Annotated in this window: 16 protein-coding genes; 10 read left to right on the top strand and 6 right to left on the bottom strand. The window is 62.0% G+C overall.

All coding sequences use genetic code 11. The features are described 5' to 3' along the window. Positions 1 to 36: 36 nt before the first annotated feature. The 9 genes from FJ424_RS10560 (at position 37) to FJ424_RS10520 (ending at position 8,692) form a co-directional block, all read left to right on the top strand. Positions 37 to 1,050 (top strand): ABC transporter substrate-binding protein, encoded by a 1,014-nt coding sequence (locus tag FJ424_RS10560; RefSeq protein WP_210239406.1) that lies wholly within the window; start codon positions 37 to 39, stop codon positions 1,048 to 1,050. Beyond that, positions 1,043 to 1,957, top strand: a complete 915-nt coding sequence (locus FJ424_RS10555) for an ABC transporter permease (protein WP_246677204.1) — start codon at positions 1,043 to 1,045, stop codon at positions 1,955 to 1,957. Before FJ424_RS10560 ends, FJ424_RS10555 begins: the two co-directional genes overlap by 8 nt. Next, complete coding sequence (locus FJ424_RS10550) at positions 1,954 to 2,721, top strand: ABC transporter permease (RefSeq protein WP_140655573.1); 768 nt, start codon at positions 1,954 to 1,956, stop codon at positions 2,719 to 2,721. Before FJ424_RS10555 ends, FJ424_RS10550 begins: the two co-directional genes overlap by 4 nt. 23 nt (positions 2,722 to 2,744) lie before the next feature. Continuing rightward, positions 2,745 to 3,896: a Xaa-Pro peptidase family protein gene (locus FJ424_RS10545; protein ID WP_140655570.1), complete on the top strand. Its 1,152-nt coding sequence runs from the start codon at positions 2,745 to 2,747 to the stop codon at positions 3,894 to 3,896. Positions 3,897 to 3,907: 11 nt separating this feature from the next. Then, on the top strand, positions 3,908 to 5,008 hold the full coding sequence (locus FJ424_RS10540) for a histone deacetylase family protein (protein WP_210239405.1): 1,101 nt from the start codon (positions 3,908 to 3,910) through the stop codon (positions 5,006 to 5,008). 105 nt (positions 5,009 to 5,113) lie between these two features. Beyond that, positions 5,114 to 6,598 carry an aldehyde dehydrogenase family protein gene (locus tag FJ424_RS10535; protein ID WP_140655565.1) on the top strand — a complete coding sequence of 495 codons (1,485 nt, stop codon included), beginning with the start codon at positions 5,114 to 5,116 and terminating at the stop codon, positions 6,596 to 6,598. A gap of 25 nt (positions 6,599 to 6,623) precedes the next feature. Continuing rightward, entirely contained in the window at positions 6,624 to 8,063 is a 1,440-nt protein-coding gene (locus FJ424_RS10530) for an FAD-dependent oxidoreductase (protein WP_140655562.1), read from the top strand. A gap of 12 nt (positions 8,064 to 8,075) precedes the next feature. Next, positions 8,076 to 8,432, top strand: coding sequence for a cupin domain-containing protein (locus tag FJ424_RS10525; RefSeq protein ID WP_140655559.1), 357 nt, complete (start codon positions 8,076 to 8,078; stop codon positions 8,430 to 8,432). Between the two features lie 47 nt (positions 8,433 to 8,479). Next, positions 8,480 to 8,692: a LysR substrate-binding domain-containing protein gene (locus FJ424_RS10520; protein ID WP_246677203.1), complete on the top strand. Its 213-nt coding sequence runs from the start codon at positions 8,480 to 8,482 to the stop codon at positions 8,690 to 8,692. Between the two features lie 338 nt (positions 8,693 to 9,030). Here FJ424_RS10520 and FJ424_RS10515 read toward each other — a convergent pair whose 3' ends face one another. The 5 genes from FJ424_RS10515 to FJ424_RS10495 all read right to left on the bottom strand — a co-directional run bounded on the left by FJ424_RS10515 (position 9,031) and on the right by FJ424_RS10495 (position 15,470). Further along, positions 9,031 to 10,356 (bottom strand): FAD-binding oxidoreductase, encoded by a 1,326-nt coding sequence (locus FJ424_RS10515; protein WP_140655553.1) that lies wholly within the window; start codon positions 10,354 to 10,356, stop codon positions 9,031 to 9,033. Continuing rightward, entirely contained in the window at positions 10,356 to 11,519 is a 1,164-nt protein-coding gene (locus FJ424_RS10510) for a Xaa-Pro peptidase family protein (RefSeq protein ID WP_181182092.1), read from the bottom strand. Before FJ424_RS10510 ends, FJ424_RS10515 begins: the two co-directional genes overlap by 1 nt. A 2-nt stretch (positions 11,520 to 11,521) precedes the next feature. Next, positions 11,522 to 12,619 (bottom strand): ABC transporter ATP-binding protein, encoded by a 1,098-nt coding sequence (locus tag FJ424_RS10505; RefSeq protein WP_140655547.1) that lies wholly within the window; start codon positions 12,617 to 12,619, stop codon positions 11,522 to 11,524. Between the two features lie 7 nt (positions 12,620 to 12,626). Beyond that, entirely contained in the window at positions 12,627 to 14,264 is a 1,638-nt protein-coding gene (locus tag FJ424_RS10500) for an ABC transporter permease subunit (RefSeq protein ID WP_140655544.1), read from the bottom strand. A 96-nt stretch (positions 14,265 to 14,360) separates the two neighbouring features. Beyond that, positions 14,361 to 15,470, bottom strand: a complete 1,110-nt coding sequence (locus FJ424_RS10495; RefSeq protein WP_140655541.1) for an extracellular solute-binding protein — start codon at positions 15,468 to 15,470, stop codon at positions 14,361 to 14,363. Between FJ424_RS10495 and FJ424_RS10490 the strand changes: the two genes are divergently transcribed. Then, entirely contained in the window at positions 15,461 to 16,537 is a 1,077-nt protein-coding gene (locus tag FJ424_RS10490) for an IclR family transcriptional regulator (protein ID WP_140655538.1), read from the top strand. The genes FJ424_RS10495 and FJ424_RS10490 overlap by 10 nt on opposite strands. An 865-nt stretch (positions 16,538 to 17,402) precedes the next feature. Here the strand turns inward: FJ424_RS10490 and FJ424_RS33990 are convergent. Then, positions 17,403 to 18,182 carry a hypothetical protein gene (locus tag FJ424_RS33990; RefSeq protein WP_140655535.1) on the bottom strand — a complete coding sequence of 260 codons (780 nt, stop codon included), beginning with the start codon at positions 18,180 to 18,182 and terminating at the stop codon, positions 17,403 to 17,405. Between the last annotated feature and the right edge of the window lie 60 nt (positions 18,183 to 18,242).

The following is an 18,242-nucleotide window of genomic DNA, read 5'->3' as shown; positions in this document are numbered from 1 at the left end:
CCAAACATGACGCGCCGGCAATTCGGGTTATCGGCGATGGCCGTAGCTGCTGCCACAGCCTTCCCTCCGCGTTCCGCCTTTGCCGCCGATCAGCTGGTCGTGGCCAATTGGGGCGGCGACGCCGTAACGGCCTTCGAGCAGGCTTTTGCCGAACCGTGGAGCAAGCTCAATGCCGGCAAACTGGTTGTGGACGGCGGCGGCCCGAGCGAAGGCGCGGTCAAGACGCAGGTCGACAGCGGCGCGGTGCGTTGGGACGTCTGCGACGGTGAAATGTATTCGTCCTATCGCCTTGGCAAGGATAACCTCCTCGAAAAGCTGGACTACAATATCATCGACAAGACGCTCGTCGGCTTCGGGGACGTCCATGACCACGGCGTAGCCAACTATATCTACAGCTATGTCATCGCTTTCGACGCCAGCAAGTTTGGTGGCGATCCGCCCAAGAGCTGGGCGGATTTCTGGGACGTCAAGAAGTATCCCGGCAAGCGTTCGCTTTACAAATGGATGAGCGCCAATCTTGAGATTGCGCTGCTTGCCGATGGCGTCAAGCCTTCGGAGCTCTATCCCCTCAATCTCGATCGCGCCTTGGCCAAGATCGCCGAGCTCAAGCCGCATATCCTGACGCATTGGGAGACGGGAGCCGAAAGCCAGCAGTTGCTGCGTGACGGCGAGATCGTCATGGGCCAAGTGTGGAACACCCGCGCCGAGCTCGTCAAAAAACAGACCTCCGGCCAGATTGACTATACATTCGACCAAGCCGTCGTTTCGCCTTCCGTCTGGTTTGTTCCCAAGAACAATCCGGCCGGCCGCGATGCCTCCATGCGCTTCATCCGCATGGCCCAGGAACCAGCCGTCCAGGCAAAGCTGATGGAAGTCTACGGCATGGGCCCGGTCAACCCGGCGGCCAACCAGTTGCTCTCGCCCGAGTTGCAGAAGATCAATCCGTCCGCGCCCGCGAATTTCGAGCGGTCGGTCCTGATGGACAACAAGTGGTACGCCGAGAACTACGGTCAGGCGCTGGATAAATACACCGCCCTGATCAGTGGTTGAACCCGTCTGTCAACAGGCCGGTGGAGACATTCCGCCGGCCGCTTCCTCGGAACATAGACTGATGCCTTCTCGTCAAGCGAGCTGGCTTGGCCTGTCGCTGGCCTTGCCATTGCCGACATTGCTGGTGCTGGCCTACCTGCTGCCGCTTGTCGGCGTGCTGGGCTGGAGTGTGAGCATGCCTGCCGGCATCGGCTTCGGCAACTACGTGCAGATCGCGACAGACCCGCTCATTGTCTCCATCTTCCTGCGCACGCTGAGAATCTGTCTCGTTGTCACTTTGATCAGCGTCGCGATCGCCTATTTCCTTGCCTATCACCTCCGTTTCGGCTCGCCGTGGAAGAAGCGGATCCTGCTGATCGGTGTGCTGATCCCGTTCTGGCTTTCCGCGCTGATCCGGGCATTTGCCTGGCTCATGATCCTTCGCGGCAATGGCCTAGCAAACAACTTCCTGCAATCGACAGGGTTGATCACGGAACCGTTGGCGCTTGCGCGCAATGAACTCGGCGTGATGATCGGCATGGTCCACTTCCTGGTGCCTTATGCGGTGCTGCCGATCTTTTCTTCCCTGCAACATATCGATGACCGGCTTCTGCAAGCCTCGCGCAGCCTCGGCGCCAGTTTCTGGCGCGGGTTCAAGGACATCCTGGCGCCCCTGTCGAGCTCGGGCCTGCTGGCGGCCACCATCATCGTCTTCGTCTTCAGCCTCGGATTTTTCGTAACACCCGCCGTGCTCGGTGGCGGACGCGTCGTGATGGTTGCCGAGTACATCTATCTGCAGATGTTTCAGCTCTCCAACTGGGGCCTTGGCGCCGCCCTCAGCGGTTTCCTCATGGTGGTGGTCGTGGCGCTGATGCTGGCGCTGATCAAGATCGTCGGGATTCGCCGGCTCATGGATACGGCGTCATGAGACAGATCGCGAGCTGGACCGCGATCGTGCTGGTCATCACCTTCCTGCTGCTGCCGCTGATTGTCATCATTCCGCTGTCGCTGACGCCGACGAGCTTTCTGTCGTTTCCAACGGGCGCGCTGTCACTTCGCCATTATGCGACGCTGTTTACCGACCCCAAATGGATGGGCTCGGCGGCCGACAGTGTCATCGTCGCGGTGCTTGCCGCTCTCTTTTGCACGCTCCTGTCGGTCGCCATGACCAGCGGGCTGTGGCTGATGAACAGCCGCTGGACGCCGGTCTATGTCACGGTCGCCTTGCTCCCGATCGTCGCACCGCAGGTCGTTTCCGCGATGATCGTCTATTATCTCGAGGCCCGGCTTGGCATCCTCGACAGCTATGCCGGCCTCGTGGTCGGCCACTGCATTGTCGCCCTGCCCTACGCGGTGATTGCCATGCTGGTCGCTTTTTCGCGGCTGAGCCGGTCCCTCGAGCACGCCTCACGCTCGCTCGGCGCCAGCACCTGGACCACGCTGTGGCGTGTGCTTCTGCCCAATGTCAGAACCGGCATTTTCGGCGCGGCCTTCCTGTCCTTTGTCATCTCGTGGGACGAAGTCGCGGTCACGCTGTTCATTTCGGGACTTAACGTGATGACGCTGCCGAAGCGCATCTGGGATGGGCTGCGCTTCGACATCAATCCCGTCATCGCTTCCGTTTCCGTGATCATGATCGTCATCACGACCATCGCCCTCATCGCGCAGACGATGCGCTCAGCCAGACGTTAATTCGAAAGACCAGGAGAGAGACTATGTTGACTGCATTTTCATTTGCCACCTATCGCGACCGCCAGAAGAAGCTGCGCGCCCGCATCAAGAGCAAAAATCTCGATGCGCTCATCGTGAATTTCCCCGACAACATCAATTACCTGACCGGCTTCGACAGCCTGGGCTTCCTCTGGTACCAGGCGTTGATCGTCTCGGAAAAAGTGCAGCCGGCGTTGTTTTTCACCCGCACCTCCGAAATGCCTTGCGTGCATGAACTCTCCGCGATCGAAGATGCCGTCTTCTACGATATCGCCAACCAGGATCCGCTTGAACTGGTGGCCAAGGCGCTGATCGACGCTGGCCACGGCAATGGCCGCATCGGCATCGAAACCCACGCCTTCACCTTTTCGCCAGATCAGTTCCTGCGGCTGCAGAACTATTTGCCTGACGCGACGCTGGTCGATGCCTCGACGGCGGTTGCCGAAGAACGCCTGATCAAGTCGCCGCAGGAGATCGAGTATCAGCGCTCTGCCGCACGCATGGCTGACTACGCCATGAAACGGGCCTTCGCGGCGATCCGGCCTGGCCGCTCCGAAGTAGAGATCGCCGGTGAGATCGCCATGGCGCTCGGCGAGGCCGGCAGTGAATACAGCGCGATCTCACCGATGGTGGCGACCGGCCGCCGCAGCACCATGACGCACTGCATGCCGCAGCGACAGGTGGTCAGCGTCGGCGATGTGGTCCTCATTGAACTTGCCGGCGTCTGCAATCGCTACCACAGCATCCTGATGCGCACCGCCGTGGTCGGCAATCCCTCTGCCCGCGTCAGGGAGGTCTCGGACCTTCTGACCGAATCCTTCAACGCGGCAATGGACGCCGCCAAACCGGGCCTGCCGGTCGGCGGCACGAACACCGCATGCAACAAAGTGCTCAACCGCATGAACCTGGCCAAGACCCGCGTCCATCGTATCGGCTACAGCCTGGGTCTCGCCTATCCGCCATCCTGGCTCGAGGCCATGATGCTGGACGAGGCCGACGATCACGTGTTCGAGCCGAACATGTCGTTTTCCATGGAACCCAACCTGTCGCTCTATGACGAGGGCTTCGGCCTCAAGCTCGGCGATACCGTGCTTTGCAACGAAAAGGGCTCCGCCAGCCTGTCCGAGCTGCCGCCAACCCTGACCATTCTCGATTGAGGGAGACGGCGATGTCACTGGATCCCGCAATGGACGTCTTCTGGCACGACGATGTCCTTTTCCACGACACCGGGTTCGGGTTTTTCGAAGCGCCTGAAAATCCGCTGCTTTCCGTGCAGATGGCGCATCCGGAGGGTCCAGACCGCATCCGCAACATGAAATCCGTCCTCCAGCGCGGGCCGGTTGCGCCCCGCTTGCGCTGGCGTACCGGCACGCATGCGTCGGAAGCGGATCTCGTCCGCTTCCATGACGCCACCTATGTTGGCGAGATAAAGCGGGCTGCCCATGAAGGCCGACGCTTCACCTCGACCACTTTGCTCAGGCCTGGCGCCTGGCCGGCCCTGCTTGCCGCTGCTGGCACCCCGCTTGATGCTGCTCGCCACGTCCGGGAAACGGGAACGCCGGCTTTTGCGCTTGTCCGCCCGCCAGGCCATCATGCGGGACGTGCGATGGCTGATGGCTACTGTTTCTTCAACCATGTCGGCATCGCGGCCGAAGACGCGATCGCCAACGGCGTTGCCCGCGTTGCCATCGTCGACTGGGACGTTCACCACGGCAACGGCACTCAATCCGGGTTCTACGACCGCGCCGACGTGCTCACCGTCTCCATGCACATGGACCATGGCGCCTGGGGTCCGACCCATCCCGAAACCGGCGGTGTCGAGGAACGAGGCATCGGTGACGGCGCGGGCTTCAATCTCAATGTCCCGCTGCCGATGGGCTCCACGGATGCCGCCTACCTTGGCGCCTTCGACGAGATCGTGGCGCCAAGACTGCGCGACTTCAGGCCCGACATGCTGATAATTGCAAATGGCGTCGATGCCGGGCAATTCGACCCCAATGGCCGGCAGCTCGTCACCATGTCGGGCTTCCATGGACTGGCATCGCGTGCCCGCGCGCTCGCCGATGAACTTTGCGCGGGACGCCTGCTTGTCGTCCAAGAAGGCGGCTACAACCCGGCTTACGCGGCATTCTGCGTGCATTCGGCGGTCGAGGGATTTGCCGGGCTGCCCGAGGGCCTCAAGGACCCGCTCGACTACATGCCGCACGGCAAGGGGCGGGCCAAACGTGACGTCGAATGTCTCAAGGCACGGATTCTGGCCGTCGAATGAACAGGCCGGGCGGCGTGGACGATACCTGTTCCCAATTTCCGACCATTGGCGACATCCGCTCATGCCGTGCCGGCTGACGCGAGATCAGCCACAAAGGAGCGCGCGATGCACCGAACCCGCCTCTATATCGACGGCACATTCACGCCGCCGGAGGGTTGCGCCTATTTTCCCGCGATCGATCCGGCGAGCGAGACCACGATCGCCGAGGTCGCGGCGGCACAGGCAGCCGATGTCGAGCGCGCGGTGCGCGCGGCGCGGCGGGCGTTCGATTCACAGTCATGGTCCGGTTTGAACGGCGCGGTCCGCGCATCATTCCTGCGCCGGATTGCCAACGGTATTCGCGAGCGGCTCAATGACATCGCTCTTGCCGAGGTGCGCGACAACGGCAAGCCGCTTGCCGAGGCGCAATGGGATGTCGGCGATGCGGCCTTGTGCTTTGACTATTACGCCAATCTCGCCGCCAAGGATGATGCCCGCCAGGAGGGCGTCGATGTCGGCGATCCGCGCTTCCAGTCTTCGATCGCCCGTGAGGCGGCCGGTGTCGTCGCGGCGATCACGCCCTGGAACTTCCCGCTGCTGATTGCCGCCTGGAAGGTGGCGCCGGCGCTCGCGGCAGGATGCACGGTCGTGCTGAAACCCTCCGAACTGTGCTCGTTGTCGTGCGAGATGCTGGCCGAAATCATCCATGCCGCTGAGCTTCCCGCAGGCGTGTTCAATCTGGTCACCGGCACCGGAGCGCAGGCCGGTGAGCCCCTGGCCAATCATGGGCTGGTCGACAAGGTCGCCTTCACCGGTTCGCTTGTCACCGGCCGCAAGGTCATGCAGGCCGCAAGCGCCGGCATCCGCAGGGTCTCGCTGGAGCTGGGCGGCAAATCGCCCTTCATCATCTTTGACGACTGCGACATCGAAAAAGCCGTTGAGTGGAGCCTGTTCGGCATTTTCTGGAACAAGGGCGAGGTCTGCTCGGCAACGTCGCGGATCCTGGCGCAGCGCGGAATCTTCGCGCGGTTCGTCGAGCGCCTAGCGACCGCGGCGGAGGCGATCCCGATCGGCCCAGGCGAAATGCCCGGCGTCAAGCTGGGGCCGTTGGTCTCGAAAAATCAATACGACAAGGTGCTGAGCGCCATCGCGACGGGGAAGGAAACGGGTGCACGCCTCGTAACCGGTGGCGATCGTCCCGCGAATTTCGACCAAGGCTATTTTCTGCGCCCAACGATTTTCGCCGACGTTCCGACCGACGCGATGATCTGGCGTGAGGAAGTCTTTGGTCCCGTTGTCTGCGTCAACGCCTTCGACACGGAAGAAGAAGCGCTGGAGCTTGCCAATGACAGCGACTACGGCCTTGCCGCCGCGATCATGTCGGATGACCTCGATCGCTGCGAACGCCTGGCGGCGAAGCTGCGTGCCGGCGTCGTCTGGGTGAATTGCTCGCAGCCGACTTTCGTGCAGGCGCCGTGGGGCGGGTACAAGATGTCCGGTATCGGCCGCGAGCTCGGCCGTGCAGGCTACGATGCCTGTTTCGAGACCAAGCAGATCACCCGTTTCAACCATCGTGAAAACTGGGGCTGGTACCTCGGCGCCCCGGCATAACACGACAATGGCAGGCAGCTCGTAGATGTCATTCAGTCCCTGGCACTTTGCAGACCTTTATTCCGATGCGGAGGCACCGCCGATATCGGCCAAACTTTCCGATGCCGTTCGGCATCCCTTCTGGGACGACACGGTGCCTTCGCGTTCGGCTTGTAGTCCTGTGACAGGTGATCAGCGTTGTGATCTGGCAATCGTCGGTGGCGGGTTCACCGGCCTGTGGACCGCGCTGCAGGCAAGACGGCGTCGACCCCAGGACCGCATAATCCTCGTGGAGCGGGCAAGGTGCGGAGACGGAGCGTCGGGCCGCAACGGCGGGTTCTGCGCGCCTTCGATCTCGCACGGCGTCGGCAACGCGCTGAAGCGCTGGCCGGCCGAAGCGGAAGCACTGGTGCGCCTTGGCAGGGCCAATCTCGATGAGTTCGAGGCCGATCTGACCGAATTCGGGATGGAGGTGGAGTTCGAGCGCAACGGCAAGCTCAACGTCGCGCAAAAGCCGTGGCAAGTCGAAGGCCTGCAGTCATGGGCCAGCAACTACCGGCGGTTCGGCATCGACTGCCAGATCCTGACGGGAGACGCGTTGCGCGAAAAATTCAGTTCGCCGCTATACCCGGCAGGACTGTACGAGCCGAACTACGCCTTGATCAACCCAAGGAAAATGGTGTCGGAACTGCTGCGTGTCGTGCGCTCGAACTCCGTCGATGTCCATGAAGATACGGCGGTAAGCGCCATGCGGGAGGTGCAAGGCGGTATCGAGCTGGAGACCCCTGGCGGCGTCATCCGCGCCGCGCAGGTCGTGCTCGCGACCAATGCGGCGCCGCCACTTCTGCGACGTCTGCGCCGGTCGATCATCCCCATTTTCGACTATGCGCTGGTCACCCGTCCCTTGAGCGAGGCCGAGCTGGCATCGATCGGCTGGACCGGCCGGCACAGCGTCGCCGATTGCGGAAACCAGTTTCACTATATCCGCAAGACTGCCGACAACCGCATCCTGTGGGGCGGCTACGATGCGATCTATCATTTTGGCTCACGCCGCGACGATGCGTTCTTGAAAGAGAGCCAGAGCTTTGCCCGTCTGGCGGACAATTTCGCAAAGGCGCTGCCGTCGTTGGCACATGTCCCGTTCACACATGCCTGGGGCGGCATCATCGACACCTCGGCGCGAACAACGTTCTTTGCAGGGCTGTCGTGCGGCGACCGTGTCGCATACGCGATGGGTTTTACCGGGCAAGGTGTCTCCGCCAGCCGTTTCGCCGCGCTGACGACACTGGACTTGCTTGAAAAGCGCGACACAAAGCGAACCCGCCTTGCCATGCTGCGGCGCGCGCCGTTCCCATTCCCGCCTGAACCTATGCGATGGCTGGGTATTCGATGGGCGCAGCACGGACTGGCCCGCGAGGACGAGACCGGCCGCAGGTCGTTGCTCAACAAGGCACTCGATAAGGCCGGCGTCGGTTTCGATTCCTGAAAGGTCCAAATCATGGCTTTGCTCAAGCACGTCATCGCCTTCGATTGCGACCCGATGGAAGCACGTGAAATCGTAACCTCGGACCCCGCCGTGGTTGATCAGCCTTACAAGGCCCACAGCTGGCGCCATTTCCAGAACGCCGGCAAGGGCGCCACCGCCGGCATCTGGGAAGCCGAAGCCCATGTGGAACGTGTCGATTGCGACTATGACGAGCTCTGTCACATTCTGGAGGGCAGCGTAAGGCTGACCGACATGGCCGGGCAGTCGCGCACCTTCGGTCCGGGCCAGAGCTTCGTCGTGGCGACCGGTTTCAAGGGCACCTGGGAGAACCTGACGCCCGTCAGGAAGGTCTTCTTCATCCTGTCATAGCTGTCTGCGGCAAACCGCACTTCCCAACCGAGCAGGCCCTGCGCACCATGGGCTTCGATCCCTCGGCGCTCAATATCGCGCTGGTCTTACCATCAAACGAAGCGGTGCTGTCAGCTGTGCTGGCGGGCCGTTGCGCCGGCGTCATGTCGCGCAGCGCAGCCGATCCTCATGTGGCTACTGGTTGGCTTGCCGTGTTTCCCGTGAGCCTACCGCCACGGGCGTTCATCGCCATCCGCCACAAGGAGCGGCATGGCGGGTAGGGTTTGAAAAAGCTTCTCGACATCTGCCTGGAGCCGGACTAGCGCGTCTCGCCGCTATGCGGGGGCTGGCCCAGTTGATTGCTCCGGCCCCTGAAGGCGGCTCGCAATCTGCCAGCGCGCCATGCCAGCACGGCCCAGCTTGTCGCAATCCTTGGCGCAACCAAGCGGCGCCAGCCGATGGCTTTCCGGGGTCCAGAAGACGCGGCCTGGAGCGCCAGGCCACCGTCGCCACCGCTCCGCGCCTCGGCGAGAAAAATCGCCCAAAGAGGTTCCATCTTGCCGCCTCCAATCGTAGCCGGGTTTATTCCAAGCGTCACGAGATTCATCGTGCTGCCTTCCTAGAAACCTGTCTCAGGACGGAGCTTTCTGCCATCCAGAAACCTTGAGAAACCGAACGGCGCCGGGTCAACGAATGGCGCCTGTCCGGAAGCGATCTGTGCGGTCAATTTGCCCGCTCCAGGACCAATTCCAAAACCATGGCCGGAATATCCGGAAGACAGGATGAGGCCAGGCACGCTGTCAATCTCGGAGATTGCCGGGACAAGATCGGGGGTGGCGTCGATCATGCCTGCCCAACTGGCGATCGTCGGCACTGACCGGAAGGCCGGAAACGATTGTTCGAGATTACGGCGCGCGGCCTTCACTTCTTTCTCTGATGGTTCGGGATCAAGTGTTCGCACCTTCTCGAAAGGCGAGGTTTCGTCCAATGCCCATTTGCGGGTTAAACGCCACTCGTCGAGGAACGCCGAGTTGAGCCGCGTCGACATGCCCAGCCACTCCTGCTTCAGCAGGGGGATAAAATCGGCGAAGAATCGGAAGCTGTCCGGGACTATGTCGGCAGCGACCATGCCATTGGAAACCGTGTAGCCGCCGTCCAGTCGCTTGCGCAGCGCAAGGCCAGGTCCCCATGCTGCGGTGCCAGGACCCTGGTCGGTCCACGCTGTCCGCAGCACGGTGGCCACCACCTTGAGCTGTGGGAAGCGGACGCCGGACGCCGAAACGAACAAGCTAGACCAAGCGCCACCTGCGAGCACGACACGGCTGGCGCGAATGCGGCCACGTTCGGTCACAACGCCCGCAACACGTCCTGCCTGCATATCCAGACCACGCACAGCGCAACGTTGCAGAATCGTTGCGCCAAGCCTGCGGGCTGCCCGGGCGATGGCCGGCGTGGCGTGGCTTGGCTCGGCCACCCCGTCACTGGGCGTGTACAATGCGCCTGCCCAGTTTTCGGCCGCTCCCGTGAGCACTTCGTTGACCTTCGACCCGCGCAGCATAACCGACGCAATGCCGTTTTCACGCGCATGGGGCAGCCACGCCTCACGCTTTGCATAGGCCTGCTCATCTGGACAGATATAGAGGGTGCCGGTCTGGCGGAATCCTGTCTCATCATTCAAGCGCTGGTTTAGGGTGCGCCAGATCGACAAGCTCTCCACCATGAGCGGAATCTCGCGCGGATCGCGACCCATCGAACGGCACCAGCCCCAATTGCGGCTGGACTGCTCGCCGGCGATGATGCCCTTCTCGCACAACACGACGCGCTGGCCGCTCTCGGCGAGGAAATAGGCGGTCGAGACACCGACGATACCGCCCCCGATCACGACAACGTCGGCTTCCCAAGGGAGGACAAAATCGTCGCTGATCGGTTCGACTGCAACAGGCATTACGCGACCTCTAGCGGTGCGTCGCCACTGCCAACCAGCATCTCAACGCCAGTTTCGGTCAGCGCATAGGTGCCACCCAGGATGACGCCAAGGCCTTCGTCGGGGAATTGCAGGTAGGCATGCAGCACAAAGACCATGCCGTTTTCCAGACGTTGGTCCGGACCCCGGCTGATCTGCAACGGCTCAAGCCAGATGGGTGGGTAAGCAACACCGATACCATAGCCGAAACGCATCACGGCCGCATTTTCCATGCCAGCGGCACGCACCGGCTCCAGCGAGGCTTCCTCGATATCACCGACGTGCGCGCCCGGCGCAATGGCAGCCGTGCCGGCCGCAAGGCTTCGGCGGGCGACTTCGTAGACCGCGCGCGCCCGCTGATCTGGCTCGCCCGCCGCCATGGTGTGAATTGCCGTGGCATGATAGCGGGCCGAGACACCGGCGAACTCGGCGTGGACGAGATCGCCCTTGGCAATCAAGCGCGCCCGCGGCGTGGCGTGTCCGCCGGCCGACCGCTCGCCACCCGCCAGTTCGGTGGGGATCGACCAATAATCGCTGCCCGATACGCGCACGGCGTTTTCTATCTCGGCAGCGAGCGCGATCTCGCTCATGCCGGGGCGCAGCGTCCGGCGCATCGCCTCCAGGCCGCTCCTGGCGTGGCCGGCGGCCTCGCGCAGATAAGCCAACTCAGCCGGCGATTTGATAAGGCGCGGCAGTCCCATCATCGCAGTGGCGTCGACGATCTCGGCCGGCGCCAGCGCATCGGCGAGCGCTAGCCCGAGCGCATGCGGCAGGGCATAGGTCTGGGTTTCAATCGCGACCTTGCCGCCGCTCAGACCCTTTTCCCGCGCGACCGAGGCGATGGTCTGGCTGACATTGTCGAACATCAGGCGATAGGGCCGGATATCGCGGACCCAGGTGCTCTCATAGGCGAGCGACAGATCCGTGTCGCGCAGCACGATGGTGGGCTCATCATCGTCGGCGGTGAAGATGAGCGCCTGCGGGCTGTTGACGCTGACCCAGGAGTCGTAGCCGCCGTAGTAGTACAGCGATTCTGGCGCCATGCTGATCGCATAGTCGATACCGCGAGCCTTCATCAATGCACGCACCCGCTGCAGGCGGGTTCGGTGTTCGGCCTGCGTGAACGCCGCAAACTTTGCTCTCATGGTCATGCTCCCTTTTCACTGAACAGCATCAGGCGGTCCGGCTCGAAACTGACGCTGACGCGGCCGCCCTCCTCGACTGGTGGCGGCTCGCCGCGCCCTTCGGCTCGCCACATGGTGCCGCCCGCAAGTTCGAGGTCGATACGGTGCCAGCTGCCGCAGAAGATCTTGGCGCGCACCGTCGCGCCGATCTCATTGATCGCGCCTGACGGTTCGCCGGCACGCAGCAGCAGGTGTTCGGGACGCAGCGCGCAAACGGCTTTTCCTTGAGCGGCTTTGTGGTCACGCGCGCACAGCAGCGGCCCCAGCGGTCCGTCAATGCGCGTCTGGCCCGTGGCGACACTGGTCACTTCGCAGGCCGCCTCGTTGAGGTCGCCGACAAAGCGCGCGACATGGAGGTCGTCCGGCGAGCGATAGAGGTCTGCTGGCGGCGCCATCTGGCGGATGATGCCATTGGTCATGACCGCGACCTGGGTGGACATGGTGAATGCTTCTTCTTGGTCGTGGGTGACGTAGACCATTGTGATGCTGCTGCGGCGCTGAAGACTGCGCAGCTCGACAGCCAATTGCTGGCGCAAATGCCGGTCAAGCGCGCCAAGCGGCTCATCGAGCAGCAACATGCCGGGCCGGAACACCAGCGCCCGCGCCAGCGCGACGCGCTGCTGTTGGCCGCCAGAAAGCTGGCCAGGATAGCGGCCGCCCAGGCCCTTGAGCCCGACCAGCTCCAAGGTCTCGTTGACCCGCCGCGCGGTTTCCTGCCTGGCGGTGCTGCGCACCGACAGCGAAAAGGCGACGTTTTCGGCGACCGTCATGTGCGGGAACAACGCATAGTTCTGAAACACGAAGCCGATGTCGCGGCGTTCCGGCGGCAATCCGGTTATGTCACGCTCACCGACACGGATGCGGCCCTGGCTCGGCGATATCAACCCGCCGATGATGCGCAAGAGGGTTGTCTTGCCCGAGCCACTGGCGCCGAGCAGCGTCAGGAACTCTCCGCCGGCAATGCGCGTCGAGACGTCGTTGAGCACTGTCAGGTTGCCGTAGCGATGACTGATATTGTCGATCGACAAGGCGCTGCCGCGGCCAGGTGCTGAACTATCCATTGCTGCCTCAGCCCCCCGCGATCAGGCGGCGGGTTCGCGCGACCGCCAATGTTGCGTATGCCAGGCCGCCGATCAGCACGACCGCCATCAGCATCGTGGAGACGGCCGCGACCGTCGGCGTGACCTCGGTCTGGATGTGATTGAAGACATGCACCGGCAGCGTCGTGCGTCCGGTCGACAAAAACAGCGCCACGACGGGCTCGTCCCAGGAGGTGACAAAGGCAAAGATGGCCGCCACGACCAAGCTCGGCGCGATCATCGGGGCTGTCACGGACAGGAAGGCACGCACCTGAGAAGCGCCAAGTGTGCGCGCTGCCTGCTCGATTTCGGTGCCGCTGCTGCGCAAGGCGTTGCTGACGATCAACACGGTGACCGGCAAGGCCAGCAGCGTGTGGCCGGTCACGTAGCCGGCGACCGTTCCGACCAGATGCAGCCGGTTGGCCAGGTCGAAAAGCGCAATGGCGATCAGGATCACCGGGACGATGAGAGGCGCCAGAAAGAGCGCGGCGATGACGCGGCCGAAGGGAAGGTTGCCGCGCACGATTCCGATCGCGGTGAGCAGACCGAGGGCGGACGCGGTTATGGCTGTCAGCGCCGCGACCTTCAGGCTGAGCCATGCCGAGGCCAGCCAGTCCGGATCATGGAAAAAATCCGCATACCAGCGGCTGGAAAACCCTTTCGGCGGAAAAGTAAGGTAGGTCGTCGACGTGACGGAGAGCATGACTACGATCGCCAACGGCGCCAGTAGGAAGACGAACACGACAACGGTGATGAGCAGGCTGAAGCCAATCGGCCAGTTGAGTTGCAAGCGCTCGGTCCTCGATACGCCCTTTTGGCTGCCACCGCCGAGGATGACCGCGTCGTCTCTGGCGACGGTGCGGCTGAAGCCATAAAACAGCACCAGGGTGATCGCTAAAAGCGCCGTGCCCATGGCGCTGGCGTTGCCCCAGCGCGCGATGTTGACCTGCTGCTGGATGTAGGTCGAAACCGTCAGGTCCGCACCGCCGCCAAGGATTGCCGGGGTCAGGAAGAAGCCCAGGCTGATGACGAAGACCATGGTGGAGCCGACCATGACGCCGGGGCGGGTCAGCGGCATGAAGATGCGCAGCAAGGCCTGCCTCAAGCTGGCGCCCAACGTGCGCGCAGCGTTGATCAGCTCGCCATCGATGCCGATCATGGTCGCGTAAAGCACGGCGATCATGTAGGGCAGCAGATAGTAGACCATGCCGATGACCGTGGCGGTGGTCGTGTACATCAAGCCAAACAACGGCAGGATCTGCGTGAAGGCGAAAAGCCTGACCAGGATCGAAGTCCAAAACGGGAAGAGCGCCAGCAGCAAGAGGGCGCTTGCCCAACGCTTTGGCAGACGCGACATGAAGAAGCAGACCGGATAGGCCAACAGCAGCGTCGCCGCGGTTGCCGCGATCGCGACCAGAAAGGTGTTTTGCAAGATGACCCGGTAGAGCGGATCGGCAACCAGGTCGGCATAGTTTGCCAAGGCAAAACGCGGCGCGGCGAAGGACAGGCGTCCGTCCGGATCGAAGCTGCGCAAGAGCACGCCGCTCAGAGGGAACAGGAATGTCGCCGTCAGAAAAAGCAGGCCAGGCAGGACCAGCAGCGCGGCCCTGTTGGGTCTGTGGCGCATGTCGCCTCTCTTGCCGTGCCCGCTAAGGTCATAGGCTCTGGAAAGATGAAGGGAATGGCGGCCGGCCGGTGGCCCGCCGCCGAGAGCTGTCAGGCCCTATTGTGCGATGTTGCCGCTGACGACCCAAGAGTTGAACTGCTTGAGGATGCCGTCGATGTTATCCATGTAGTACTGATCGCCCTCGCGGATGGCGTCGCTGGTGTTGCCGCCGGCCAGGACCCAAGGCTTGACGTCATCGGGTATGGCGACCTGATCTTTCAACGGCATCAGCACGTAGGCAGTTTTCGCCACGAATTTCTCCTGCGCTGCGCGGTCTTCTATCATCAGCTTCAGGAACGCCTGTGCGGCCTTCTCGTTCTTTACGCCCTTGGGGATGGTGACCGGCGTATAGTCCCAGATGGCGTGGCCCCAGGCGATGGCAAATGGAGCATTGTTCGCGCGGATGGCGTCGGATACCGGGCCGTTCCAGACCAGGGCAACGTCGCAAGCGCCCGACATCAACTGCTGGACACCTTGCGATCCCGAACTCCACCAGACAATGTCGTCACGAATCTTGTTGAGCGAGGCGAGTGCGCGCTGAACGTCGAGCGGATAAAGCTTGTCGGCAGGCACGCCGTCGGCGAGCAGTGCGGCTTCCATCGTGCCACCGAATTGCGGGTATTTGTAGAGACAGCGCTTTCCCGGGAAGGAGGCCGTGTCAAAGATATCCTCAATGGCCTTGGGATGCTTGCCGCCAACAGGCCACTTGGCCGTGTTCCAGGCAACCACGGCCGCGTAGGGATAACCGTAGATGGCGGTGTCATCGTAGGTTCCGTCCTGCAACTGACCGACCGGCACGATGGCCTTGTCGATCTTGAGCAACAGGTCGGCCTTCTGAGCAAGGCGAAGATCGCTCATGGTCGAAAAGGCGACGATCTGCCATGGGACATCGCCGCTTTGCTGCGCCGCCTCCAGCTTGGCCACACCGCAGCAGAATGTGTCGAAACTCATGTTGACGCCGGTCTTGCCGGCAAAATCAGTGCCGACGGTATCCATGATGCCGCCCTTGAGCGTGCCGCTGTGACCGGCGCCGTTGAACAGGAAATCCTGGCCTGAATAGCCGCCAAAGACGTCCTCACCGGCAAACGCGGCGGGCGTGGCGCTTGCAAGCGCGGCCGAAACCGCGACCGCGCCGAGGCAGTTACGAATGATGCGTTTTGTCGACATGGTACCCCTCCAATGCAAAGGACGCGACGCGATGGTCCGCGTTAAGCGCCGGCTTCGTTGCAGCGCGCAGTTTCTTGCTTGTTATATGCGCCGTCAGCACTCTAGGCGATATGGTCATACTGTCAAACGATTTTTACATATCGCTGTGCGATATGCATAGACCATATTGGAATTGCGGGCATTCGTCGCTACTAGTGATGCCTGTCAAGCGTGGAAGCAGGAGGTGGCTGATGTCGGATCAAGCGATAGATCGCGCAGGCGAGCACGAAGGTGCGGCCGAGTCGCCCCTGTTCAACCAGTCGCTGGCCAAGGCCTTTGCAGTGCTGGAGGCCTTTGGCGTGGACCGGCGCGCGATGAACCTGCCTGAGCTGGCGTCCATCACCGGCCTCAGCAAGGGCGCCGTCCAGCGGCTGACCTATTCGCTGGAGAGCCTGGGCTACCTTCGCAAGGACGCCCAGTCCAAGAAATATTCGCTCACGCCGCGAACGCTTGGGCTTGGCATGCGCTACATTACAAGCAGCACCCTTGTTGAAAGCGCTCGCCCCTATCTGCTCGATCTGAACATCAAGTGCGGCGAGACGGTAAACCTGTCGGAACCCTATGGCACCGACATGATCTTCACCGTCAGCTATCCAGGGCGCCAGCAGATTTCTGTGCAGTTGCCTGTTGGCGGCTGTTATCCGATCCACTGCACGGCGGCCGGTCGTGCCCTGCTTTCGGGCCTGCCGAGGTCAAAGGCCGAAGAGATCATCGGGCGTTCCGAAATCCACAGCTATACGCCCGCGACGATAACCGAGAGGGCAAAGATCATCGCTCTGGTTGACGAGGCCCGCCACACCGGCTTTGCCTTTGCTCTCGGCGAATTCTTCCGCGGCGATATCAACATCGCCGCACCGATCCTGGGTGTCGATGGCCAGGCGATCGCGGCCGTCGGCGTTTCGGTGCCGGTCACGCGCTGGACATTTGAGGACGCGTGCGCGCAAATCGCGCCGCAAGTGTCGGAGGTCTCGCAAACGATCTCGTCCCTCTTTTCGCCCCGGCGGCCGGTCAGCTCGCCATCGCGCTAGGCGGCAAAAATCGGCAGTCGGCTCTTTCATCGTCCGATACGAAAAAGACCCGGCGATGGGTGGAGACAAGGCCGGGCCTGAATTGATTGCATGCGGGCCGGTCAACGGGCCGACGAGCTGAGGCCCGGCGCCGGACCTCTCTTTTCTAGATGCTGGCGATCAGACGCCATCGATCCCGACCACCGAACGGTGCGCTTGCTGGCCAGGAACGCGACCGTAAGGTGGCCGCGGCCCCAAAAGAGTCCGCTCTTGGGCAACACCGAGATCAATTTCAACGTCCGACGTGCGGCGCAAAGCTGCCGACCGACTCTGCCTCTTGCGCATGACAAGCTAAATCAAGGTCGGGCAGGTCCGAATACGCCACGCTGCCTGGCGTGCATCACATCTGTGAACAGGCAGTAAGCACCCCGCTTTCCCCTTCCGCCCACGTTTCGCGGCGGGTTATCCCTTTCAACTTCGATTGCTGCGATGGAAATCAAACGCGCGGTCGGTGCCTGTGGAGTACATAATTGCCTCAAGCCCAGAATGTGGCGATTTGAGAGCACTGACACACAATCAGGAGGTCATTGGTTGCCAGCTGCTTTCGATCCGGACTGCACGCCCTTAAAGACCGACAGTGAGGATACTTGATCCAGCATGGAGCACATATTGTTTGGACTGTCGAAATTGAAGCCTTGGCATTTCTGGTCAGCCGCACAGGCCAACACGCAATTGGCGTAGCTACCTGGCTCATTCGAGTATGAATCTCCAACGACAACAGTGTTCTTATAAAAGACGAGACTTGACAGCTGGACTTTGCTGGCGACCGAAGCTTTTGCCGCCGCAGCGGCATCTGGAGCCCTCACCAAGATCGACGCATCGCCTTTCATAAAGCAGGCGGAATGTTTCTTGTCATAGGTGATGGCCTGACATTGATCATCACCTTCGCACCTCGTCTGGCATTGGTCGAACGAGCGTTCATGAGCGGCATCCCTGGAAGATCAAACCCCATCGCGTCGCAGCCATCCTGCACAATCAGCTTTTTGGCAGCCTCGGCCCGACCAGCCGGTAGCTGATACTCGGCAGCGCTGAAGGTTTTGCCATCAAGCCAGGCACACTTCGAAGCGAGCTCGATTGCGGAACTGTCATTCAACCCAATGGACGCAAGAGTCGCAGGTGACGCAATGGGCGCCTCGGGCACAGCGGTCGGTGTTGATCTGGTCACCAGGTCAGCGTTCACATCGACACCATTCATGAGCCGACGGGTATAGCACCACGCCCGATCCCAAGTCGGGTCGTTCTCTTCGGTGAAATAATGCCCGGACCTGAGTGTCCAGTGTGCGCCCTCAAAATCGATTTCCCTCGTTAGGAACTTATTGAAATCCACCGTTGTCTTGTCATTGCCGTCCGCCACTGGACCTGGCGAAGGATTGGTAGGCCTTGCTTCCGGTATCGGAGCGGGTCGGTCCGAATTGGGTTGGTGCGTCGTTTCGGACGGTTCGATCCTGTCTGTGCGCTTGTCCAGCGGCAGCGGCTTCTCCACCACGATAGATGGCAGCTTGGCTTCTCTGTCGAAGAACAGGGCAGCACCATAGCCAATGCCGACTGCAGCAACCGCCACAGCCAAACCCGTCATTATCCTGCGAAACGCATTTGCGCGGGCCATCCTGTCAAGTGCTCCGTCCCCTTCCCCGGGACAGTTTTCGGATTTCCCGTCTTCATCAGG

The sequence above is a fragment of the Mesorhizobium sp. B3-1-8 genome (assembly GCF_006439495.1).
Classification (GTDB): Bacteria; Pseudomonadota; Alphaproteobacteria; order Rhizobiales; family Rhizobiaceae; genus Mesorhizobium.
Note: the sequence above shows the minus strand (reverse complement) of the source record. Positions and strands in the feature narration are given on the sequence as shown.